The 20,801-nt window shown below is 69.8% G+C and carries 21 protein-coding genes; 10 read left to right on the top strand and 11 right to left on the bottom strand.

Going from position 1 to position 20,801, the window contains the following annotated elements; genetic code table 11:
* Window positions 1-40 precede the first annotated feature (40 nt).
* The 7 genes from atpH to CYAGR_RS14485 all read right to left on the bottom strand — a co-directional run bounded on the left by atpH (window position 41) and on the right by CYAGR_RS14485 (window position 4,655).
* Complete coding sequence (atpH, locus tag CYAGR_RS14515; RefSeq protein WP_015110597.1) at window positions 41-589, bottom strand: ATP synthase F1 subunit delta; 549 nt, start codon at window positions 587-589, stop codon at window positions 41-43.
* Window positions 589-1,128, bottom strand: a complete 540-nt coding sequence (locus tag CYAGR_RS14510; RefSeq protein WP_015110596.1) for a F0F1 ATP synthase subunit B — start codon at window positions 1,126-1,128, stop codon at window positions 589-591. The genes atpH and CYAGR_RS14510 overlap by 1 nt, the downstream gene beginning before the upstream one ends.
* On the bottom strand, window positions 1,125-1,607 hold the full coding sequence (locus CYAGR_RS14505) for a F0F1 ATP synthase subunit B' (protein ID WP_015110595.1): 483 nt from the start codon (window positions 1,605-1,607) through the stop codon (window positions 1,125-1,127). Before CYAGR_RS14505 ends, CYAGR_RS14510 begins: the two co-directional genes overlap by 4 nt.
* Window positions 1,608-1,707: 100 nt before the next feature.
* Window positions 1,708-1,953 (bottom strand): ATP synthase F0 subunit C, encoded by a 246-nt coding sequence (gene atpE / locus CYAGR_RS14500; protein WP_015110594.1) that lies wholly within the window; start codon window positions 1,951-1,953, stop codon window positions 1,708-1,710.
* A gap of 155 nt (window positions 1,954-2,108) precedes the next feature.
* The gene (atpB, locus tag CYAGR_RS14495) at window positions 2,109-2,837 is read right to left on the bottom strand and encodes a F0F1 ATP synthase subunit A (protein WP_015110593.1); all 729 of its coding nucleotides are present in this window, start codon (window positions 2,835-2,837) and stop codon (window positions 2,109-2,111) included.
* 74 nt (window positions 2,838-2,911) lie between these two features.
* Entirely contained in the window at window positions 2,912-3,259 is a 348-nt protein-coding gene (locus CYAGR_RS14490) for an ATP synthase subunit I (protein ID WP_245552539.1), read from the bottom strand.
* A gap of 172 nt (window positions 3,260-3,431) precedes the next feature.
* Window positions 3,432-4,655, bottom strand: a complete 1,224-nt coding sequence (locus CYAGR_RS14485) for a class I SAM-dependent methyltransferase (protein WP_015110591.1) — start codon at window positions 4,653-4,655, stop codon at window positions 3,432-3,434.
* Window positions 4,656-4,804: 149 nt separating this feature from the next.
* Between CYAGR_RS14485 and CYAGR_RS14480 the strand changes: the two genes are divergently transcribed.
* The 7 genes from CYAGR_RS14480 to CYAGR_RS14450 all read left to right on the top strand — a co-directional run bounded on the left by CYAGR_RS14480 (window position 4,805) and on the right by CYAGR_RS14450 (window position 12,911).
* Window positions 4,805-7,831, top strand: coding sequence for a phycobilisome rod-core linker polypeptide (locus CYAGR_RS14480; RefSeq protein WP_043327361.1), 3,027 nt, complete (start codon window positions 4,805-4,807; stop codon window positions 7,829-7,831).
* Between the two features lie 387 nt (window positions 7,832-8,218).
* Window positions 8,219-8,704 (top strand): allophycocyanin subunit alpha, encoded by a 486-nt coding sequence (locus CYAGR_RS14475; protein WP_015110589.1) that lies wholly within the window; start codon window positions 8,219-8,221, stop codon window positions 8,702-8,704.
* 43 nt (window positions 8,705-8,747) lie between these two features.
* Complete coding sequence (gene apcB, locus CYAGR_RS14470; protein ID WP_015110588.1) at window positions 8,748-9,236, top strand: allophycocyanin subunit beta; 489 nt, start codon at window positions 8,748-8,750, stop codon at window positions 9,234-9,236.
* A 46-nt stretch (window positions 9,237-9,282) separates the two neighbouring features.
* Window positions 9,283-9,483, top strand: coding sequence for a rod-capping linker protein CpcD domain-containing protein (locus CYAGR_RS14465; RefSeq protein WP_015110587.1), 201 nt, complete (start codon window positions 9,283-9,285; stop codon window positions 9,481-9,483).
* A 131-nt stretch (window positions 9,484-9,614) separates the two neighbouring features.
* The gene (locus CYAGR_RS14460; protein ID WP_015110586.1) at window positions 9,615-10,841 is read left to right on the top strand and encodes an FtsW/RodA/SpoVE family cell cycle protein; all 1,227 of its coding nucleotides are present in this window, start codon (window positions 9,615-9,617) and stop codon (window positions 10,839-10,841) included.
* Window positions 10,842-10,866: 25 nt separating this feature from the next.
* Window positions 10,867-11,595, top strand: coding sequence for a cytochrome c biogenesis CcdA family protein (locus CYAGR_RS14455; RefSeq protein ID WP_015110585.1), 729 nt, complete (start codon window positions 10,867-10,869; stop codon window positions 11,593-11,595).
* A complete protein-coding gene (locus CYAGR_RS14450) occupies window positions 11,592-12,911 on the top strand; it encodes a cytochrome c biogenesis protein ResB (protein ID WP_015110584.1) in 1,320 nt (439 codons plus the stop codon). Before CYAGR_RS14455 ends, CYAGR_RS14450 begins: the two co-directional genes overlap by 4 nt.
* Window position 12,912: 1 nt before the next feature.
* Here the strand turns inward: CYAGR_RS14450 and queF are convergent, their stop codons facing one another.
* Entirely contained in the window at window positions 12,913-13,329 is a 417-nt protein-coding gene (gene queF / locus CYAGR_RS14445; protein WP_015110583.1) for a preQ(1) synthase, read from the bottom strand.
* Between the two features lie 215 nt (window positions 13,330-13,544).
* Between queF and CYAGR_RS14440 the strand changes: the two genes are divergently transcribed.
* Entirely contained in the window at window positions 13,545-13,883 is a 339-nt protein-coding gene (locus tag CYAGR_RS14440; RefSeq protein WP_015110582.1) for a P-II family nitrogen regulator, read from the top strand.
* A 39-nt stretch (window positions 13,884-13,922) separates the two neighbouring features.
* Here the strand turns inward: CYAGR_RS14440 and CYAGR_RS14435 are convergent, their stop codons facing one another.
* Window positions 13,923-14,801 carry a TlyA family RNA methyltransferase gene (locus tag CYAGR_RS14435; protein WP_051017243.1) on the bottom strand — a complete coding sequence of 293 codons (879 nt, stop codon included), beginning with the start codon at window positions 14,799-14,801 and terminating at the stop codon, window positions 13,923-13,925.
* A 141-nt stretch (window positions 14,802-14,942) separates the two neighbouring features.
* Between CYAGR_RS14435 and CYAGR_RS14430 the strand changes: the two genes are divergently transcribed.
* Together CYAGR_RS14430 and purB are read left to right on the top strand one after the other, a co-directional pair.
* Complete coding sequence (locus CYAGR_RS14430; protein WP_015110580.1) at window positions 14,943-15,155, top strand: hypothetical protein; 213 nt, start codon at window positions 14,943-14,945, stop codon at window positions 15,153-15,155.
* A gap of 52 nt (window positions 15,156-15,207) precedes the next feature.
* A complete protein-coding gene (gene purB / locus CYAGR_RS14425; RefSeq protein ID WP_015110579.1) occupies window positions 15,208-16,503 on the top strand; it encodes an adenylosuccinate lyase in 1,296 nt (431 codons plus the stop codon).
* 93 nt (window positions 16,504-16,596) lie between these two features.
* Here the strand turns inward: purB and CYAGR_RS14420 are convergent, their stop codons facing one another.
* Together CYAGR_RS14420 and CYAGR_RS14415 are read right to left on the bottom strand one after the other, a co-directional pair.
* On the bottom strand, window positions 16,597-17,865 hold the full coding sequence (locus CYAGR_RS14420) for an ATP-binding protein (RefSeq protein ID WP_015110578.1): 1,269 nt from the start codon (window positions 17,863-17,865) through the stop codon (window positions 16,597-16,599).
* Window positions 17,866-17,965: 100 nt separating this feature from the next.
* The gene (locus tag CYAGR_RS14415; protein ID WP_015110577.1) at window positions 17,966-20,797 is read right to left on the bottom strand and encodes a DEAD/DEAH box helicase; all 2,832 of its coding nucleotides are present in this window, start codon (window positions 20,795-20,797) and stop codon (window positions 17,966-17,968) included.
* Window positions 20,798-20,801 lie beyond the last annotated feature (4 nt).

Below are 20,801 nucleotides of genomic sequence, written 5' to 3'. Positions count from 1 at the left end.
AGGCGATGAAGTGAGGAGAGAAGGGGAGGGGGGGTAGGCGTCAGCTCACGTTGGCGAGCGTCAGGCCGAGGCGCCGCACCTGACCGGCGAGGCTGGCGTCGATCACCCGGGAACCGACACTGAGGACGAACCCACCGATCAGGGCAGGATCCACCGCGAGGCTGATCTCCACCTTGTCGGTGCCGGCCACGGCCTTGGCCTTCTCGGCAAGCAGCGCCTGCTGCTCGTCGCTCAGGGGACTCGCCGAGGTCACGGTGGCCAGGGCGATCTGGTTCTGCTCGCGGTAGAGATCCAGGAGCCGTTCCAGAACGGCATCGAGGAAGCCGATGCGCTGGCGGTCGGCCAGCAGCTTGAGCAGGTTGAGGAAGGAGGAGGAGATGTCCTTGCCGAAGAGTTGCTCGAGAGCTGCCTTCTTGCCTTCGACCTCAAGAACTGGGGAAGCCATCGCCTCACGCAGGTCGCTGGAGTCGTGCCAGAGGGCCAGGATCGCCCGGGCCTGATCGATCACCGCCTCGGTGTCGCCGTTGGCGTCGCACACCTGCAGGAAGGCGTCGGCGTAGGGGGTGGTGATGGTGTTGAGCAGAGGCATCAGGCGTTCCCCATCGATTGAATGGACTGATCGATCAGCTGGGCCTGGGTACTGGCGTCAAGGCGGCCGGGCAGGCTGACCAGGGCCTTGGCGATGGCCATCTCGGCGGCCTCGCGCTGCAGCAGCCGGCTGACGCGGGAAACCTCCGAATCCAGGTCGGACTGGGAGTCCTGCTTCAGGCGTGCCATCTCCTCGACGGTGCGCTTCTCGCTCTCGAAGCGGATGGCCTCGGCGCGGGCCTTGCCGTCGGCGCGGATCTTCTCGGCGCGGGTGCGGGCTTCACCCAGGCTCTTCTGGGCCTCGGCGAGGGAGGCGGTGGCGGCGTTCAGGCGCTCCTCAGCGTCCTTGAGTTCCCCCAGGATCCGCTCGCGGCGGCGCTCCAGGATGCCCCCGAGGAATCCCCTCAGGAACCACGTCAGACCGGCGATGACGATCGCCAGATTGATGATGTTGGTCTCGAAGATGTCGAAGTTGAGGCCGAAGCTGCCATGGCTCGCGAAGAGCGACGCCATCAGCGACGGGAGGGTGGAGGTGGTCATGAGGCGGTCAGGAGACGGTCGACGATGAGGTCGGCGAGCCTGTCGGCATCGGCCTCGAGAGCGCTCAGGGCTTCGGCGCGCTGAGCATCGATCTTGCTGCGGGCACTTTCGCGGCTCGCGATGGCGTCCGCCTGGGCCACCGCCAGGGCCTCACGGTAGAGACGGTCGGAATCCTGCTCGGCCTCCAGAATCACCTTCTGGGCCTCGAGCCGGGCCCCCTTCAGCTGCTCCTTGAGATCGGCCTCGAGGCGCTCGGCCTGGGCCAGCTTCTCCTTGGCCTGGGTCCGGCTTGTGGTGATGTAGCCCTCACGGTCCTCGACGGCCTTGCCGACGGGTCGGAAGAACAGGCTGTTGAGAATGAAGGTGAGGATCACCACCTGCAGCGCCATGAGCGGCAGGGTGGCGTCGAGGTCGAACAGACCTCCCTCGGGCGACCCTGCGGTCGCACCTGCCTCGGCAAGCAGAAGCCAGCTGGTCATGGGGCAATAAGGCGGGCGGTGGTGGAGGCGTGGATGGAGCCGGGGGTGGAGAAGGGCCGCGACGGACGGGCGGCCCTGTCATCCCCGCGATGGCCTCCGATCAGGAGAAGGGGTTGGCGAACAGGAGCACCAGGGCGACCACCAGGCCGTAGATGGTCAGCGATTCCATGAAGGCCAGGGACAGCAGCAGGGTGCCGCGGATCTTGCCTTCGGCTTCGGGCTGACGGGCGATGCCTTCGACGGCGCCGCCGGAAGCGGTGCCCTGGCCGATGCCAGGACCGATGGAGCCGAGACCGACGGCAAGACCAGCAGCCACGACGGACGCAGCGGAAGTAAGGGAATCCATGGTGGGGTTAGAAATGTGGGGCGCCGGGGAAGCGCGGAAGGAACCTTGTCGAGAACCCTGCGCCGGGGACACCTGGGAAGGCGGGCCCGGATCGAGCCGGACCTGCGCGCAGAGAGTTTGCCAGACCGGGGGAACGGCCCGGCCGAGGGGCCGACCTAGTGGTGCTCCTCGTGGACGGCCTCACCGATGTAGTAGGCCGCCAGGGTGGCGAAGATCAGGGCCTGGATGGCGCTGGTGAACAGGCCGAGGAACATCACCGGCAGGGGCACCACCAGGGGCACCAGGAAGGCCAGCACCGCCACCACCAGTTCGTCGGCAAGGATGTTGCCGAACAGACGGAAGGAGAGCGAGAGCGGCTTGGTGAAGTCCTCGACGATCTTGAACGGGAGCATGATCGGCGTGGGTTCCACGTAGTACTCGAAGTACCGGAAACCCTTGCGGCTCAGGCCCGCATAGAAGTAGGCCAGCGACACCAGCAGCGCCAGGGCGATGGTGGTGTTGATGTCGGCGGTGGGGGCGCCCAGTTCACCGTTGGGCAGGTGCACCAGCTTCCAGGGGATCAGGGCCCCGCCCCAGTTGCTCACGAAGATGAACAGGAACAGGGTGCCGATGAAGGGAAGCCAGTCGCGGTAGGCCTTCTCACCGATGTATTCGCGGGCGATGTCGCGCAGGTAATCCCAGAGGAACTCCAGCAGGTTCTGCACGCCCCGAGGGTCACGCTCCAGGCGGCGCGTACCCACCACCACCACGGCGAGCAGGGCGCCGATCACGACCCAGGAACTCAGGAAGACCTGGCCGTGGATCTTGTAATTGCCGAGCTGCCAGTAGAGGTGCTGGCCGACCTCGAGGGCGGCGAAGGGAAGGGCGTGGGGCAACGGAGCCATCGGGGGTAGGACCTGGCGGAACGTCGGGTGCCGCTAGGCGGCTGAAGAGGGCCGCCGGAGCGGCTGAACTTGTATCAGGTGTCGAGGACGGCCTGAACGATCAGAGCGGGCTTGTAGAGGAGAAAGCCCAGTACGGCGGGCAGGATCTCAAGGACGGGGAGCCGGGCGGCCGCGACCACCAGCACCACGGGCACCAGCAGCTGGGCCTTGCCCACCCCCTTGGTTTCGACGCCGAAGCGGGTGACGCTGCGGGCCAGGAGGCGGAGGTACAGGAGTCCTGCCAGGGCTCCCACCAGCAGGCTGAAAGCGGTGGGGAGGTCGAACCACAGGGCCGTGAGGGGCACCGCCAGGGCGGTGGCACAGACCGTGGAAAGGAGCAACCGGCGCTGCAGCCGCAGGTAACCGTCCATGCCGTTGTTCACCGTCGCCGAAGCGGCAGCGAGTTCAGGCTGGGGGGGAGGCTCGATGGTCGGATGAACTGCGACCTCTTCGGTCGACGTCTCCACGGGGGGGACGGCATCCGGGGAGGGGGTCAGGGCAGCCTGCAACCGACGAGGCTCCGTCTTGGCGTGCGGACTTTATCACTCGGCCCGTTCAGGCTCTAAGCAACAGAAGCACCCGCTCCTCCAGGAGCCGCCGCGCCGCCGCCAGCCGCTCGGCGGAGCCCTGGGCCAGGGGAAGCGCCCCGATCGGCGTGCCGGCGGGGGCCGCCTCCAGGGCCTCCATCAGGGCCAGCTCCTGCTCCGAGATGGTCAGGGGACGCAGGTCGGGACCCAGCAGCGCCGTCGAGGGCCAGCCCCACAGGCAGCGGTTGCGCTCGCCGCCGGCCGCCAGCAGGGCTTCATCGCTCAACGCCTCCGGCGCCGCGTCCGGCATCCCGTCGCCGTCCTGGCGCCGCAGGAAGAACTCGAAGTGGCTGATGTCGGGGTCGAGGCTCTCCACCAGGGCCCGCTGCTGCCGCGCCGGCAGCGCCCTGGCCCGCTCCAGCAGTTCCCCCTGCAGCAGCCGGGCCGGGTCCCACACCTCGGGATTGGAGAAGCCGGCGAAGTGGATGCCGGGCTGGTCGACGAAGCGGAACAGGCGCTCCAGGTCGTAGCTGGTCTCCTGGGGGTGGAGGTACATGTCGGCAAAGTTGGCATCAGCGGCGGTGTCGAGGGCCCAGCGCTGCTCGTGGTGCCGCCGCAGGCGGTTGGCCTCGGGCAGGGTGGCGAACAGCTCCCGGCCCAGCCGCAGACCCGCCGGTCCGGTGCCCACCCCCATCAGGGCCAGGGCCCGCTGGGTGCGGTGGATCTCCCAGCGGCCGCCGTCGGCATAGAGAAAGAGGTGCAGCAGCCCCCCCGGCCGGAGCAGGGGCACCAGGGCCCGCAGTCCCTCTTCGGGCCGGTCGAGGTGATGGAGCACCCCCACCGAGTTGATGTAGTCGAAGGGTCTCTCCCCCGCCAGGTCGAGCAGGCTGCGCTGCTCGATGCGCAGCTCCGCCACCCGGGCGGCGGCCCCGGATCGGGCGGTGCGCTCGCGGGCCACCGCCAGGGCACCGGCGCTGATGTCCACCGCCAGCACGGAGGCCCCCGGGTTGAGATGGCAGAGGTAGTCGGTGCTCACCCCTGTGCCGCAGCCGGCGTCGAGGATCCGCCAGGGCCGCGGCGCCGGCGGCAGGGCCCCGTCCACGGCCGCCACCACGCTGTCCACGCACCAGCGCCAGTTGTATCCCGGCGGCGGGCCGTCCTGAAGCGGGTCCCCCGGGTAGGGGAAGCGGTCGTAGAAGGCGCTGACCACCGGCGTGGCGGCATCCAGCGGGGCCTCCGGGGGGTGATCCATCAATGCCTGGGTGCGGGTTCCGGCAGCATTCCACGGCGCCGGCCGCCGTTCAGCGTGAGCGCCTCGGAAGGCTGCAAACATTTGTTCATGCCGCCCCGGGGGGCCAGGGGGCCAGCCGTAACGTGACCCAGCCCGGCTCGCTCTCGTTCATGACCGTGACCGCCAGCAGCGGCAGCACCAGGGTCGCCCCCCAGCGCTACGACACCCTGCCGCTCTCCAGCGTCCGGAAGGCGGAGCAGCAGGACCGTTTCCCCGACGGCGGCGAACTGGACGCCCTGACCACCTTCTTCCGCAGCGGCCAGATCCGCGTCGAAGCCGCCCGACGGATCTCCGCCAACGCCGACGCGATCGTGGCCAAGGCCGCCAACCGGATCTTCACCGGCGGCACGCCCCTCTCCTATCTCGACGCTCCCCTCAGCACCCCCAGCGCCGGTGCTGGCGATGGGGTCGCCCTCGCCGCCGACCAGGCCGCGTTCCAGCGTTCGGTGCGCACCTTCGCCCAGGGCTCCGGAGGCAGTGGTCTGCTCGGCCGCATTCTCGAAGGTGTCCAGGCCGACGCCGACGTGCGGGTGGTGCTGCCCAGCGGCTTCAACCCCATCTCGGTGGCGATCTACGGCAATGCCCGCATGCGCAAGTCGCTGCGGGACCTGGCCTGGTTCCTGCGCTACGTGGGCTATGCCGTGATCGCCGGCGATCCCAGCATCCTGGCGGTGAACACCCGCGGCCTGCGCGACGTGCTCGAGAAGGCCTGCTCCCTGGCCGCCACCAACGTGGCCCTGCAGGAGATGCGCGCTGCGGCCGCCGGTCTGTTCAAGGGGGAGCCGGACTCCCGCCAGCTGGTGATCGACTGCTTCAACGTGCTCCTCAAGGAGCTCGAGATCCCCACCCCCTCCACCCGGGCGCGCCTCGGTAGCCCGGTCAACCAGGGCCTGCAACTGCCGGCGATCTATGCCCTCGCCGCCGAAGGCGCCCAGCGCTTCGTGATGAAGCCGGGCCTCTCCGGTGCCGAGAAGGCCGAGGTCATCCGTGCCGCCTACCGCCAGGTGTTCGAGCGGGACATCGTCAAGGGCTACTCCCAGGTGGTGTGCCCGGTGGAGGCCACCCAGGTGCGCCAGGGCCAGCTCTCGATGCGGGAGTTCATCCGCGCCCTGGGCCGCAGCAAGGTCTACCGCCGCCAGTTCTACGGCCGCTTCTCCAACAGCCGGGTGGTGGAGCTCGCCTTCCGCCACTTCCTGGGCCGCGGCGTGAGCTCGATCGAGGAGTTCCGCCAGTACTTCGCCATCGTCAGTGCCAAGGGCCTGGCCGGCCTCGTCGATGCCCTGGTCAACGGCATGGAGTACGCCCGGGTCTTCGGTGAGGAAACGGTCCCCTACCTCCGCGACATCGGCGAAGAGGCCCAGGAGAGCGCCGGCTGGGGCTCCAACCGCAACCTCTTCCGCTTCAGCGCGCCGTTTGAGGGGGCGCCCCAGTACATCACCCTCTACGCCTCCTACCGCCAGCCCCTCGCCGACCAGCATCCCTACGGCGGCGGCAACGATCCCCTGGCCCTCACCTACGGGGCGATCTTCCCGTCCAGCACGGCCTCGGTGGCCACCCGCCCGGCCCCCTTCAGCTACGACACCCGCCGGATCCTGATCGGCAACGGCATGGCCCAGCCCGGGCCCATGGACAGTGCCCAGTTCCGCAAGGCCACCCCGCGCCGGGTGGGGCCGAAGGTGGTGCGCCTGCGCCAGATCGCCACCGGCGGCAGCTCCACCCCCCGCCGGGGCGGCCAGCCCAGCATCCGCGGCACCGAATCCAGCACCCAGGCCGTCATCAACGCGGTCTACGTGCAGGTGCTGGGCACCGCCGGCTACGCCGGTGAGCGCAACAAGGTGGAGGAGATCAAGCTCGAGAACGGCGACATCAGCCTGCGGGAGTTCGTGCGCCAGGTGGCCCGCTCCAACGCCTTCCGGCGCCGTTACTGGAGCGGCCTGTACATCACCAAGGCCATTGAGGTGATGCACCGCCGCATCCTCGGCCGGCCCACCTTCGGCCGCTGGGAGATCAACGCCTACTTCGACACCGCCGCCCGCAAGGGCTTCTACGGCGTCGTCGACGCCATGATCGAAGGCCGCGAGTACAACGACTGCTTCGGCGAGGACACCGTCCCCTACGAACGCTTCATCACCCCGGCCGATCGCAACGCCCGCCGCGTGCCCGGCTTGGTGCGCACCCTCGAGACGGTCGCCGACATCACGCCCCTGCAGCGGCCCAACGTGCCGGTGGCACAGGAGATCCGCACCGTCGGCGATCTGGTCCCCCGCAACCTGCCGGCCCGGCCCAAGGTGCGCGGCCAGTGGAAGGCGGAGGTGGCCGGCGGCCAGAGTTACACGGCCTCCACGGGTGCACCGAGCGGTCCCGGCACCCTCAGGCAGCCCCCGGCGCCCACCCGCAGCTGGAGCCAGTCCCCCTGGCAGCCCGGCGGTGGCGCCGCCCCCGTCTGGCGCAGTGGCGTCTCCAGCGCCGGCGGCGGCAATGGCTACATGTCCCCCGCCACCATCGGCATCGCCGGTGGCTGGAAGGCCTTGGTGGGCACCAACCTCCTGAGTGGTGTCGCTACAGCCCCCGACGGCGCCATGGCCAAGGCCCTGCGACCGGGCGCCCCCCAGGGCTTCCGTCGCCGTCAGAGCCTGTCCAGGCCCGTGCAGCTGCTCCGCGATCCCAGCGAGACCCAGGTGCAGGAGGTGGTGCAGGCGGTCTACCGCCAGCTCCTCAACCGCGTGCCCTTTGCGGCCGAGCGCCAGGTGGATCCCGAATCCCAGCTGCGCGACGGCCAGCTCTCGGTGGCCGAGTTCGTGGCCCAGATCGCCGGCAGCGATCTCTTCCAGCAGCGACTGCAGCGGATGGCCCCCCTTAGGGCCGCCTCGGCCGCCTACCTGGCCCTGCTCGGCCGCGCCGCCATGCCGGCGGAAGTGAGCCGGTTCCTGGCCACCCGCGCCACCGCCGGACAGCAGGCCGCCGTCGCCGAGCTGCTCAACGCCCGGGAGTACGCCACGGCCTTCGGCCAGGACACCGTGCCCTATCTGCGCGGCCTTGGCACCGAGGATGGCGTTCCCCTGACGACCGTGAACCGCACCGCCTCCCTTTATGGCGGCAACGCCGGGCTCACACCCTCGCTGAAGGGCGCGATCTGATCAGCCCCCGAGCCATACTGGGCGCTCCCCCCTGAGGGATGCCCAACCGCGCATCCGATGATCCCCCGGGTCTGACCCGGGGGGTTTCTTTTGGTCAGTCTCTACAACGAGACGAAGAGATTGGGCTGTCGATGCACCTGCGGCGCCGTGGACGGCAAGCTGAAAAGATGAACAATTGCTGCGCCTGGACGGTGATAACAACTCCCGCCAAAGCCGTTGCAAGCCAAGGGATCTCGCGGGCCGATCCGCCGTGAAGAACTGTTACCGGCCCCCATCGGAGCGACGGCCCTTGCCACAGAATGATGCGACGGTCGGCCAAGCCGATCACCCTTACCCACCGGATACCGGTCTCCTTCACGGTGACCGCTTGTTTCGAGGCAGAACTGCATGAGCATCGTCTCCAACTCGATCATCAACGCGGACGCCGAAGCCCGCTACCTCAGCCCTGGCGAACTTGACCAGATCAAGTCGTTCGTGGCAGGAGGTCAGCGTCGTCTGCGCGTCGCCCAGGTCCTGGCTGAAAGCCGGGAGCGCATCGTGAAGCAGGCCGGAGGCCAGCTTTTCCAGAAGCGCCCCGATCTCGTCTCCCCCGGCGGCAACGCCTACGGGGAAGAGATGACGGCTTCCTGCCTGCGCGACATGGACTACTACCTCCGCCTGGTCACCTACGGCGTGGTCGCCGGGGATGTGACCCCGATCGAAGAGATCGGCGTCATCGGGGCCCGCGAGATGTATCGCGCCCTCGGCACCCCCCTCGAAGCCATGGCGGAAGCCGTGCGCGAGATGAAGACCGCAGCCACGGGCCTTCTCACCGGCTCCGATGCCGAAGAGGCCGGCTTCTACTTCGACTACGTGGTCGGCGCCCTCTCCTGAGGTTTCACCTCCCTATCGTCCAAAGCCATCAAACCCAGGATCCATGCAAGACGCCATCACCAACGTCATCAACCAGGCCGACGTCCAGGGGCTCTATCTCGACGGCAGCTCCATGGGCCGCCTTGAGCAGTACTTCGCCAGCGGTGAGCTGCGGGTGCGTGCCGCCGCCACGATCAGCGCCAACGCTTCGGCCATCATCAAGGAAGCCGTCGCCAAGGCCCTGCTGTACTCGGACATCACCCGTCCGGGCGGCAACATGTACACCACCCGTCGTTACGCGGCCTGCATCCGCGACCTCGACTACTACCTGCGCTATGCCACCTACGCCATGCTGGCCGGTGACACGTCGATCCTCGACGAGCGTGTGCTGAACGGCCTCAAGGAGACCTACAACTCCCTGGGTGTGCCCATCGGCGCCACGGTGCAGTCGATCCAGGCCATGAAGGAAGCCACCGCCTCCCTCGTCGGTCCCGATGCCGGTCGTGAGATGGGCGTCTACTTCGACTACATCAGCTCCGGCCTGGGCAACTGATCCCCAGCAACGCCCTCACCACGGCACGTTTTCCGAGGATCACCCCATGCGCCTGTTCAAGATCACGGCCTGCATCCCCTGCCCCGAGAAGGTGCGCAGCCAGAGGGAACTGCAGAACACCTACTTCACCAAGTGGGTGCCCTACCACAGCTGGTTCGCCGAGCAGCAGCGGATCATGAAGCAGGGCGGCAGGATCCTGAAGGTGGAACTGGCCACCGGCCGTCGTCAGCAGAACTGCGGCAACTGAGGACGCCCAGCGCGCTCCCCCCCATCCGCCCGGCCTTTGGCCGGGCTTTTTTGTTGCCCTCGAGCGGCAGCAACGTCACAGGCGCCGAAATGTTCACTGCGGCTCGACAAACCCACCTCGGGCACGGCTGAATGGGCCATTCCCGGAACCCTCCCGCGGCCTTGTCCACCCCTGCCCCCCGCCTGCTCCACGGCCGTCCCGGCGCCGGCTTGCTGCCGCTGCCCTGGCAGCAGTGGCCGGCGGAAGCCCGCCTGCTGCTGGGCCTGGTGGCCCTCTGGAGCCTGGTGGGTCTGCTGGTGCTCACCTCCGCCAGCTGGTGGGTGGCCGAGCGGGAGATGGGGGACGGGGCCTACTACCTCAAGCGCCAGGCCATCTGGCTGGTGGCCAGCTGGGGGCTGCTCTGGCTGGCCATGCGCACGACGATGCGGCGCTGGCTGCACCTGGCGGCGCCGGCCCTGCTGGTGGGGGCCCTGATGGTGGCCGCCACCCTGGTGGTGGGCACCACCGTCAACGGGGCCAGCCGCTGGCTGGTGGTCGGCCCGGTGCAGCTGCAGCCCTCGGAGCTGATCAAGCCCTTCATCGTGCTGCAGGGAGCGGTGATCTTCTCCCACTGGCGCCGCATCGCCCTCGACCAGAAACTCCTCTGGATCGGCATCTTCGGGGTGGTGATCCTGCTGATCCTCAAGCAGCCCAACCTCAGCACCGCCGCCCTGCTGGGCCTGCTGCTGTGGCTGATGGCCCTGGCCGGCGGCCTGCCCCTGACACTGCTGCTGGGGGCCGCGGGCGGCGGGATCGCGCTGGGCAGCATCAGCATCATGATCAACCCCTACCAGCTCGACCGGGTCACCTCCTTCCTCAACCCCTGGCGCGTCGCCCAGGGGGACGGCTACCAGCTGGTGCAGAGCCTGCTGGCCATCGGTTCGGGGGGCGTGCTCGGCTCGGGCTTCGGTCTCTCCACCCAGAAGCTCCAGTATCTGCCCATCCAGACCACCGACTTCATCTTTGCCGTCTTCGCCGAGGAGTTCGGGTACGTCGGCTCGGTGATGCTGCTGCTGTTCCTGATGATCTTCGGCTTCGTGGGCCTGCGGGTGGCCCTGGCCTGCCGCAGCAACCAGCACCGCCTGGTGGCCATCGGCTGCACCACCCTGCTGGTGGGCCAGTCGATCCTCAACATCGCTGTGGCCAGCGGCTCGATGCCCACCACCGGCCTGCCCCTGCCGATGATCAGCTACGGCGGCAACTCCCTGCTCAGCAGCCTGTTCCTGGCGGGCCTGCTGCTGCGCTGCTCGCTGGAGTCCTCCGGACTCGAGCCGGTCCGGCCCCGGCGTCGGGCCCCCCGACCTGCCCCGATAGGCTGAGCCCTGCTGCCAACCTCGATCGGCCATGCTCAGCCCCGGGCTGCCCTTCGCCGACTGGGCCCGCAGCAGCGAACTGCTGCTCCAGGGCTCCCTGGCCCACCCCGGCCCCCTCACCCTGGCGGTGGTGTTCAGCGGCGGCCTGCTCACCAGCCTCGGTCCCTGCTCCCTCTCGCTGCTGCCCGTCACCCTGGCCTACCTGGCCGGCTTCGGCGCTGAGGGCCAGGGGCGTGCCCCCTGGCAGCGCAGCGTCAGCTTCGCGGCCGGGATCGTGGCGGCGCTGGTGCTGCTCGGCCTGGCCAGCGGCCTGATGGGCCGCCTCTACGGCCGCATCCCCGGCCAGCTGCCGCTGCTGGTGGCCGTCGTGGCCGTGGTCATGGGCCTCAACCTGCTGGGCCTGCTGCGGCTGCCGTTGCCGGCCGGGCCCGACCCCGAGCGCTGGCGGCGGCGGGTGCCGGCACCGCTGGCCCCGTTGGCGGCCGGCCTGGCCTTCGGCCTGGCGGCCACCCCCTGCACCACCCCGGTGCTGGCCGTGCTGCTGGCCTGGATGGCCCAGACCGGCCAGCCCCTGGTGGGCCTGGTGCTGCTCGCCTGCTTCGGTGCCGGCCAGGTGATGCCCCTGCTGCTGGCCGGCACGGTGGCCGCCTCCCTGCCCGGGCTGCTTCAGCTGCGCCGCCTCGGCCAGTGGGTGCCGCCGATCAGCGGCGTGGTGCTGCTCGCCAGCGGCGGCCTCACCCTGCTGTCGGTGCTGCCATGAGCGGCACGGCAGCCTCGCCCTGGCGCCCCCTGCAGCGCCTGGCCGCCTGGATCTCCGACCTGCGCCTGGCGATCGGCCTGCTGCTGGTCATCGCCATCGCCAGCGGCATCGGCACGGCCGTTCCCCAGAAGGAGGAGGCCGGCTTCTACCACCAGCTCTACGACCCCACCCCCTGGCTGGGGGTGCTCGACGGCGACGGGGTGCTGCGCCTGCAGCTCGATCACGTCTATTCCAGTGGCTGGTTCCTGGCCCTGCTCGCCTGGCTGGGCCTGTCGCTGATCCTGTGCAGCTGGCGCCGCCAGTGGCCCGCCCTGCAGGCCTCCCTGCGCTGGATCGACTACCGCAGCCCCCGGCAGCTCAGCAAGCTGAGCGTGGCCGAAACCCTCGTCACCGCCGAGCCCGTCGCCGGCCTTGAGCGGCTGGAGGCCGAACTGCGCGGTTCGGGCTGGCAGATCCATCGCCAGGACGACCGCCTGGCGGCCCGCCGGGGGGTGCTCGGCCGGGTGGGTCCCCTGCTGGTCCATGCCGGCATGGTGGTGCTGATGGTGGGGGCGGCCTGGGGCGCCCTGGGGGGCCAGCGGCTGGAGCGCTTCCTGGCCCCGGGTCGGGAGCTGGAGCTGCTCGACAGCCGCGGCAGCACCCAGGTGACCCTGGCCCTCGACGACTTCCGCATCCAGCGGGATCCGGCCGGCCGGCCGGAGCAGTTCTCCTCCAACCTGCGGCTGATCACCCCCGGCGATGCGGCCACCACCACCGAAGCCGCCATCAGCGTCAACCACCCCCTGCGCTACCGGGGCATGACGCTCTACCAGGCCGACTGGTCCCTGGCGACGATCAGCCTGCAGCTGGGCCGCAGCCCGGTGCTGGAGCTGCCGCTGCAGACCTTCCCCCAGCTGGGCGACCAGCTCTGGGGGCTGGTGCTGCCCACCCGCCCTGATGGCACCGAGCCGGTGCTGCTGAGCCTCACCAGCGAACAGGGGCCGGTGCAGGTGTTCGGCCCCGATGGCGTGGCCCTGGCCCAGCTGGTGCCGGGCGGCGATGCCCAGGAGGTGAAGGGTCTGCCGATCCGGGTGGCGAGCGTGCTGCCCGCCAGCGGCATCCTGTTCAAACGGGACCCCGGCGTGCCGCTCGTGTACACCGGTTTCGCCATCGCCCTGGCGGGCGGTGCCCTGAGCCTGGTGGCCACCCGTCAGCTCTGGGCCATCGCCGATGGGCCCGGCGGCCGGCTGCATGTGGCGGGCCTCTGCAACCGCAACCTCACCGCCTTCGCCGCCGAGCTGCCGGCGCTGCTGCAGCGGCTGGAACCCCAGCCCTGACTCAGCAGGGCCGGCGCTCGCCGTGGCTGACCCGCACCACGGTGTGGACGTTGCCGCGGGGATTGAAATCGGCCTCCAGCTGCATCCAGAGGGGATCGCAGGCGGCCACGAGGTCGTCGAGGATCCGGTTGGCCGCCTCCTCGTGGGAGATGGAGCGGTGGCGGTAGCTGTTGACGTAGAGCTTGAGGGCCTTGAGCTCCAGCACCCGGGGGCCGGGCTGGTACAGCAGCCGCAGGACGGCGAAATCGGGATAGCCGGAGAAGGGGCAGGTGCAGGTGAACTCCGGCAGTTCGATGGACACCTCGTAGGCGCGGCCCTCGCGGGGGTTGGCGAAGCAGACCAGCTGGGCCTCGGCGATGGCCCGCTCCCCGTAGAGGGGGGTCACGGTCTGGGGCTGGTCGGCGACACCGGAAGCCATGGTCAGCAGGACGGGGGAGACGGATTTTGACCGTACAGGAGCTGACCCATGGCGCGGAGCCCACGCCAGGAGCCCCGGCCGCCCGTCAGCGCCCCGGAGCGCGGGTAGCAACCGTTACGACGACCCCGGCAAGGCTCGGCGGTAATGGAGCCGTCCCCCCTCAGGCGGGGACTCTGAGAGACTCCAACCGTCGCCTTCCTGACCGCAGCACAGCCATGAAGAAAATCGAGGCCATCATCCGCCCCTTCAAACTCGAGGACGTGAAGATCGCCCTAGTCAATGCGGGCATCGTCGGCATGACCGTGAGCGAGGTGCGCGGATTCGGCCGGCAGAAGGGGCAGGTGGAGCGTTACCGCGGTTCGGAATTCACGGTGGAATTCCTGCAGAAACTCAAGCTCGAGATCGTCGTCGACGACGACCGGGTGGCCACGGTGGTCCAGGCGGTGCAGGACGCGGCCCGCACCGGCGAGATCGGTGACGGCAAGATCTTCATCAGCACCGTGGATTCGGTGATCCGGATCCGCACCGGCGACCTCGACAGCGGCGCCATCTGAGCTCGCGCTCCTGCCGCCCTGACCCTGGCCGTGGACCCCTCAGGACCCGGCCGGGGTTTCCTTCGTTGGGCGGTCCCCGGCCAGGGTCTGGTTCACCAGCGCCGCGATCCTGCCGGACCAGTTCGCGTCCTCCGCCCCCTCCGCGCTCTTCGCGGCCTCGGCGTCGCGCGTGGCGGGCGGCACGAGCCAGAGCAGGTATTCGTGGTTGCCGGCGGGCCCGGTGAGGGGCGAGGCCACCAGCCCCGCCGGGTGCCAGTCCAGCTCCCTTGCCGCCGTGATCACGGTGGCGATGGCATCGGCATGGGCCGCCGGGTCCCGCACCACGCCCCCCTTCCCCACCCGCTGGCGGCCCACCTCGAACTGGGGCTTGACCAGCAGCAGCGCCTCGCCCGCCCCCAGCAGCAGGGCCCGCAGGGCCGGCAGCACCCGGGTGAGGGAAATAAACGACACATCGGCCACGGCCAGGTCGGGCCAGGGGTCGCCCTCGCCGTAGAGCAGCTCCGGGGTGAGGTGGCGCAGGTTGGTGCGCTCCCGCAGCACCACCCGTTCATCGGTGCGCAGGCTCCAGGCCGTCTGGCCATAGCCCACATCGATCCCGTACACCCGCACCGCCCCGTGCTGCAGCAGGCAGTCAGTGAAGCCGCCGGTGGAGATGCCGCCGTCGAGGCACACCCGGCCGGCCACCCGGATCGGCAGGGCCGCCAGGGCCCCCGCCAGCTTCTCGCCCCCCCGGGAGACGAACCGGGGCGGCATCTCCACCTCCAGCGGCAGGGTCTCGGCCACCTCGGTGCCGGGCTTGTCGAGCACCTCGCCACCGCCGCGCACCCGGCCGGCGCGGATCAGCTGCTGGGCCTGCTGGCGGCTGGCCACCAGGCCCAGGTCCACCAGCCGGCGATCGAGCCGCTGCTTACGGGCCATCCAGATGTTCGGCCATGGGACCTGCCACTCCACCGGCATGTTGTCACCGAACAGCGACCGAAACCGAACAAAAACCGATGGGCGGACGGTTCAGCGCGGAACAGTCGCAGGATGGAAACCTTCTTCCCCAGGTTCCCTCCCATGGCTGCCCCTGGTTCCAAGGCTGCCCCCGGATCCAACGTGGTGGAACTTCTCCATCCGGGAAGCTTCGTGCGGCTGCGGGACCATCCCGAGGATCTGCCCCCCTTCCAGCTGATCCGGCGCCGCGGCACCCGCTGCTGGGTGCGGCAGCAGGCCTGGGGGTCGATGGTGCACCTGGAGCTGCCCTACCGCCGGCTCACCGCCGCCGCCTGAGCCGGTGGGGGCGGCTCGATAGGTTGGGGGATCGTTCATCACCGCCCGGCCCTTGATCGAGCGTTACACCCTGCCCGAGATGGGCCGCCTCTGGAGCGAGGAAGCGAAGTTCCAGAGCTGGCTTGAGGTGGAGATCGCCGCCACCGCCGCCAACGTGGAGCTGGGCCGGGTGCCCGCCGAGGCGCTGGCCACGATCCGGGAGAAGGCGGCCTTCGAGGTGCCGCGCATCCTGGAGATCGAGGCGGAGGTGCGCCACGACGTCATCGCCTTCCTCACCAACGTCAACGAGCACGTCGGTGATGCGGGCCGCTACATCCACGTCGGCATGACCAGCTCCGACGTGCTGGACACCGGCCTGGCCCTGCAGCTGAAGGCCTCGGTGGCCCTGCTGCGCACGGAACTCGATGGCCTCGCCGATGCCCTGCGCCGGCTGGCCCGGGCCCACAAGGACACGGTGATGATCGGCCGCTCCCACGCCATCCACGGCGAGCCGATCACCTTTGGCTTCAAGGTGGCCGGCTGGCTGGCCGAAACGGAGCGCAACCGGGAGCGACTGGAGCGGTTGGAGCGGGTGGTGGCCGTGGGCCAGATCAGCGGCGCCATGGGCACCTACGCCAACACCGATCCGCAGGTGGAGGCGATCACCTGCCGGCTGCTGGGCCTGGAGCCCGACACCGCCAGCACCCAGGTGATCGGCCGCGACCGTCATGCCGAGTACGTGCAGACCCTGGCCCTGGTGGGCACCTCCCTGGAGCGCTTCTCCACCGAGATCCGCAACCTGCAGCGCTCCGACGTGCTGGAGGTGGAGGAGAACTTCGCCAAGGGCCAGAAGGGCAGCTCGGCCATGCCCCACAAGCGCAACCCGATCCGCAGCGAACGCATCAGCGGCCTGGCCCGGGTGCTGCGCAGCTACACCGTGGCGGCGCTGGAGAACGTGGCCCTCTGGCACGAGCGGGACATCAGCCACAGCTCCGTGGAGCGGATGATGCTGCCCGACTGCTCGGTCACCCTGCACTTCATGCTGCGGGAGATGACCGCCGTGGTGAACGGGCTCGGGGTGTACCCCGAGAACATGGCCCGCAACATGAACGTCTACGGCGGCGTCGTGTTCAGCCAGCGGGTGCTGCTGGCCCTGGTGGAGGCGGGGCTGAGCCGGGAGGAGGCCTACCGGATCGTGCAGCGCCATGCCCACGCCGCCTGGAACACCGAGGGCGGCGACTTCCGCGCCAACCTGGCGGGGGATCCTGCGGTGACGGGCCACCTGGGCCCCGACCAGCTGGAGGCCTGCTTCGCCACCGACCTGCACCGGGCGAATCTGGACGTGATCTGGGAGCGGCTGGGGATCTGAGGCGCGCGGGCGGCGAGCAGGTGGGGTATTGGCTGGTGGCTGCCAACGGCCAATACGTAGCCGGTATTGGCCGTTCTGCCAATACGTCGCCCTTCAGCTGAGGGCCAGACGCGTCGCGCCTGTCAGCAGGTACTGGAGCGGGTCCCCTCCCCGGCGTGGCAGCACGTCCGCGGCACCCGCATGCACCAGTTGCTGCAACGTCTGGGACACCGAGGGCTGTTTGATCCCCCAGAGCCTCACCAGGTCGGCCTGGGTCAGCACCGCCTGCACGTCCCGCTCGCCCCAGGCTTCCAACCGTTGCCAGAGGGTGGTGCCGAGCTGGTCCAGCAACTCCAGTCTGTAGCGACGGCTCAGCACGAGGGTGAGGTCGGCCAGGCCAATCGGCTGGGGACCCTCACCGTCGCCTGTCAGACCCAGCAGGGCAGAGATGCCGTCCTCCAAGGCCTTGAGCAATCCGCGCAGATCGCCTCGGAACAGCTCATGCAACGCATCGATCACCGCACCCTGCACGGGCGGATGCACCGGCAGGTCCGGTTCCAGTCGCAGGGATCGGTAGCGCGCCTCCAGCAACTGGTGAACCTCCTTCGGCTCCAGGGGCTCGAGCACCACCGGATCGCTGAACACCGAGCGCACCTGGGTGTGGCTCTGCACCACGGTGCGGACGGCATCGGTGGTGCCCACCACGATCACGTGCAGGCCATCGAGCAACAGGGCCTGGTCACGGATGCTGCGCAGCAGATCGGCCGCACGGGTGGCATCGGCCTCACTGAGGTTCTCGAGATTGTTGAGGTGCAGCACCACGCCGGAGGCGCCCTGCTCCAGTGCAAAGGCCAGCAGGTCGCGCAGAACCCTGGGTCCATCCAGCAGCAGGGCCCCAGGGGGCGAGGAGACCGCCTGGGTGCTGGTGCCGCCCGCCCCAAAGCCGGCGGCCGACACCGTGAAGCCACGACCGCGCAGACGGATCGTTCGCACCAACTGCTGCGCAGCCTCCACGGCGGGTCCGCTCGCCTGCGTGCAGGAGGCGAGCACGGCATCAAAGGCGCCGGCGAGCAATTGGCCGATCAGATCCTCACTGGTCAGATCGGCCGTGATCGGGATGATCTCGGCTGAGGTCCAGTAGCCGGCGGCCAGGGCGTCGGCCTTGGCGGCCTGCACCAGGGTGGTCTTGCCGATGCCAGGCCTCCCCGCCACCGCCTGACGGGAACTGCGGGAGCCACCGATGGCGTTGAGCAGCCGTTGCCGCTCGTTCCGGCGCCCCACGAACAGGCTGAGCGGTGTGGCCTCCGAGTCCTGGCGCAGGGTGGCCTGGAAAAAGGGCGAGGAGCGGAGGTTGTAGAGCCTCCAGAGGTTCGGAAGTGCCATGGAGAGGGTATTGGCAGCGTCCGGACGCAAGCCAATACTGGCACCGTATTGGCAATTCCGCCAATAAAGGCCCTTCAACGCCAGCCCCGGCGGCCGCCCCCTACCCGGCCGGCGGCCTCTCCGTCGCCGGATCCAGCTTGCCGTTGCCCGTGGCCAGCAGGTCCTCGATCTCGCAGACCGGGAAGCGGTTGATGGCCTTGAGGGCCATGCGGGAGTTGCGGCGCAGCTGCTCGCTGATCGCCTCGCAGTAGGGAATCTGGGCCAGGAGATCGACGGTGCGGCGCAGGATCCGCACCACGTCGCCCTCGTCGAGGGAGGTGTTGGCGATCACGTCGTTCCAGCTGGCGCCCCGGGCCCAGGCGTGGACCAGGCCGGTGAGTTCCGGCTCCCACCACACCGGCACCACCACCGAGGCCCGCTCCTGCTGGCGCTGCAATTCACGCCGCAGGCTGCGCAGGTCGTGGAGGGCCTCCTCGGAGGCCGGTGGCGGCGGGTAGCCGCACCAGAGGTCGGGCCGGTTCACCTCGGTGGAGATGGCCTCCAGCACCGCCGCCAGCTCGGCCGGATCGAGGGCATCGAGATGGCCGCTCATCAGGGCCAGCCCCAGCCAGAGCTCGTTGTCGCCCCGCAGGGCGGCCACGGTGCGGCCCACCTCGGTGGGCTCCAGCCCCTCCTCGCCATCGAGGGCGCCGAAGAAGCGCAGGATGTCGATCAGGGACAGGAAGGTGTCCCAGTGGCGGTTGGCCCGGTGGTGCAGCAGCCGCTGGCGTTCGCCGATCTCCTCCTGGAGCTCCTCCATGCGGCGGCGGTGCTTCTTGAGGTGCTTGCGGTCGCCCCAGCGGTGGGCCGGGTGGGCCTCCAGCTCCTGCTCCAGCTGCCGCACCAGCTCACCCTGCTGGCGCACCTCGCCGGCCAGGTCGTAGCGGGGGGTGTGCATGTCGTGGCGGCGGGCCATCGAGGACACCGCCAGGGCCAGGCCGCCGCTGGCGTTGTCGCCATGGCGCAGCTCGTTGGCGTGGTGCAGCTCCGGCGGCTCCAGCTGGTCGACCTGCAGGCAGCTGAGCTCGGCGTGCAGGGTCACCACCGCGTGGCAGGGCAGCAGGATCCAGACGTTCTCGTCGGTGAGGCAGAGCAGCAGCGGGAACTGGCCGGAGCCCGGCACCTTGGCCACGATCACCGCCGGGGTGACCCGGCTGCGCAGGGCCGGCGCCTTGACGCTGACCAGCGTGCCCTCGCTGGCGAACTGCAGGGCCAGGGTGAGCTCATGGGCGAGGGTCTCCTCGGCCTGCTGCTGCAGGATCCGGTGCAGGCGGCGCTCCTCCCGCAGGCGGCCGCGGACCTTCTCGTAGTCCTCGAAATCGTCCCAGGGCACCTCGCCGCCGCTGGATTCGAGCGTGGCCAGCTGGGCCATCAGCTCGGCGATGCGGGCCTCGTCCTCGGCCAGGTCCAGCCCCGCCAGGTAGCGGCCGAAGCTGCGCTCCACCAGCTCCCGGGCCTTGGCCAGGTCGTAGCGCTGCAGCAGGTTGAGCACCATGCCGTAGCTGGGGGTGAACTGGCTCACCAGGGGATCGGCCGGGCTGGTGGCCAGGGCCCCGGCCTCCCTGACCCCCTCGAAGCGGCTCTGCACTGTCACCACGTAGCCCTGGGTATCCAGGCCGCGGCGGCCGGCGCGGCCCGCCATCTGCAGGAATTCGCTGCCCATCAGGGGCCGGTGGCCCCGCTCGGTGCGCTTGGAGAGGGCCGAGATCACCGTGGTGCGGGCCGGCATGTTGATGCCGGCGGCCAGGGTCTCGGTGGCGAACACCACCTTGATCAGCCCCTGCTGGAACAGCTCCTCGATCAGCTCCTTCCAGGCCGGCAGCACGCCGGCGTGGTGGGCGGCGATGCCCCGCAGCAGGGCATCGGCATGGCCGCCCTCCCGCACCGCCTCGGGCGTCACCGCCATGAAGGCGTCCAGCCGCCGGCGGATGCGGGCCTGCTCCTCGGGATTCACCAGGCACACCTTGGCCAGGTCGCGCACGGAGCGGTCGCAGTTGCGGCGGCTGAAGATGAAGTAGATGGCCGGCAGCATCTCCCGCTCCGCCATCTGGGCCACCACGAAGCCGATCGGCGGCGCCTCCGGCTGGGGCGGCCGCGGTTCCTTCGGGCCCTTGCGGCGGGTGGACTTCGGAGGGCGCCAGACCTTGCAGTTGGGGTGCAGGCCGGTGCCCTCGTCGTTGAGCAGGGGGTGCAGGCCCTTGGCGCTGCAGAAGCTGAAGGCCAGCGGGACGGGGCGGAAGTCGCTGTGGATCAGGCGGGTGGGGCCATGCACCCGCTCAATCCAGTCGGTGAGCTGGCCGGCATTGGCCACCGTGGCCGAGAGGGCCACCAGCTGCACCCGCGAGGGGCAGTGGATGATCGACTCCTCCCAGACGGTGCCCCGCTGGGTGTCGTTCATGTAGTGGCACTCGTCGAGCACCACGGCCTCCACGTCGGCCAGGGGGTCGTCGTCGGCGTGGTCGATCTCCGCGTAGAGCATGTTGCGGAAGATCTCGGTGGTCATCACCACCACCTGGGCCTCCCGGTTCAGGCTGAGATCGCCGGTGAGCAGGCCCACCTTCTCGTCGCCGAACTGGTGGCGGAAATCCCGCAGCTTCTGGTTGGAGAGGGCCTTGAGGGGCGTGGTGTAGAAGACCTTCTGGCCATGGGCCAGGGCCCGGTGGATGGCGTACTCGCCCACCAGGGTCTTGCCGGAGCCGGTGGGGGCGCTCACCACCACCGAGTGGCCCTGGTTCAGGGCGTCGATCGCCTCGAGCTGGAAACCGTCGAGGGGGAAGGGGAACAGCTGCTCCAGCGGGGGGACGGCACCGGTTCCAGCCGGGCGGCCCGAAGTCGTGTCGCTGGCGTCGCCGTCGGAGCGGATCGTGCTGCCAACGTCGGAGCGATCAAGCATGAAG

The sequence above is a fragment of the Cyanobium gracile PCC 6307 genome (assembly GCF_000316515.1).
Taxonomy (GTDB): Bacteria; Cyanobacteriota; Cyanobacteriia; order PCC-6307; family Cyanobiaceae; genus Cyanobium; species Cyanobium gracile.
The sequence above is the reverse complement of the archived record's forward strand: the minus strand, read 5'-3'. Positions and strand labels throughout refer to the sequence as shown.

What these genes read in the sequence shown, in the direction of transcription:
- atpH (WP_015110597.1), bottom strand. Translation starts at nt 589, where the DNA reads ATGCCTCTGCTCAACACCATCACCACCCCCTACGCCGACGCCTTCCTG.
- CYAGR_RS14510 (WP_015110596.1), bottom strand. Translation starts at nt 1,128, where the DNA reads ATGACCACCTCCACCCTCCCGTCGCTGATGGCGTCGCTCTTCGCGAGC.
- CYAGR_RS14505 (WP_015110595.1), bottom strand. Translation starts at nt 1,607, where the DNA reads ATGACCAGCTGGCTTCTGCTTGCCGAGGCAGGTGCGACCGCAGGGTCG.
- atpE (WP_015110594.1), bottom strand. Translation starts at nt 1,953, where the DNA reads ATGGATTCCCTTACTTCCGCTGCGTCCGTCGTGGCTGCTGGTCTTGCC.
- atpB (WP_015110593.1), bottom strand. Translation starts at nt 2,837, where the DNA reads ATGGCTCCGTTGCCCCACGCCCTTCCCTTCGCCGCCCTCGAGGTCGGC.
- CYAGR_RS14485 (WP_015110591.1), bottom strand. Translation starts at nt 4,655, where the DNA reads ATGGATCACCCCCCGGAGGCCCCGCTGGATGCCGCCACGCCGGTGGTC.
- CYAGR_RS14480 (WP_043327361.1), top strand. Translation starts at nt 4,805, where the DNA reads ATGACCGTGACCGCCAGCAGCGGCAGCACCAGGGTCGCCCCCCAGCGC.
- CYAGR_RS14475 (WP_015110589.1), top strand. Translation starts at nt 8,219, where the DNA reads ATGAGCATCGTCTCCAACTCGATCATCAACGCGGACGCCGAAGCCCGC.
- apcB (WP_015110588.1), top strand. Translation starts at nt 8,748, where the DNA reads ATGCAAGACGCCATCACCAACGTCATCAACCAGGCCGACGTCCAGGGG.
- CYAGR_RS14465 (WP_015110587.1), top strand. Translation starts at nt 9,283, where the DNA reads ATGCGCCTGTTCAAGATCACGGCCTGCATCCCCTGCCCCGAGAAGGTG.
- CYAGR_RS14460 (WP_015110586.1), top strand. Translation starts at nt 9,615, where the DNA reads ATGGGCCATTCCCGGAACCCTCCCGCGGCCTTGTCCACCCCTGCCCCC.
- CYAGR_RS14455 (WP_015110585.1), top strand. Translation starts at nt 10,867, where the DNA reads ATGCTCAGCCCCGGGCTGCCCTTCGCCGACTGGGCCCGCAGCAGCGAA.
- CYAGR_RS14450 (WP_015110584.1), top strand. Translation starts at nt 11,592, where the DNA reads ATGAGCGGCACGGCAGCCTCGCCCTGGCGCCCCCTGCAGCGCCTGGCC.
- queF (WP_015110583.1), bottom strand. Translation starts at nt 13,329, where the DNA reads ATGGCTTCCGGTGTCGCCGACCAGCCCCAGACCGTGACCCCCCTCTAC.
- CYAGR_RS14440 (WP_015110582.1), top strand. Translation starts at nt 13,545, where the DNA reads ATGAAGAAAATCGAGGCCATCATCCGCCCCTTCAAACTCGAGGACGTG.
- CYAGR_RS14435 (WP_051017243.1), bottom strand. Translation starts at nt 14,801, where the DNA reads ATGGCCCGTAAGCAGCGGCTCGATCGCCGGCTGGTGGACCTGGGCCTG.
- CYAGR_RS14430 (WP_015110580.1), top strand. Translation starts at nt 14,943, where the DNA reads ATGGCTGCCCCTGGTTCCAAGGCTGCCCCCGGATCCAACGTGGTGGAA.
- CYAGR_RS14420 (WP_015110578.1), bottom strand. Translation starts at nt 17,865, where the DNA reads ATGGCACTTCCGAACCTCTGGAGGCTCTACAACCTCCGCTCCTCGCCC.
- CYAGR_RS14415 (WP_015110577.1), bottom strand. Translation starts at nt 20,797, where the DNA reads ATGCTTGATCGCTCCGACGTTGGCAGCACGATCCGCTCCGACGGCGAC.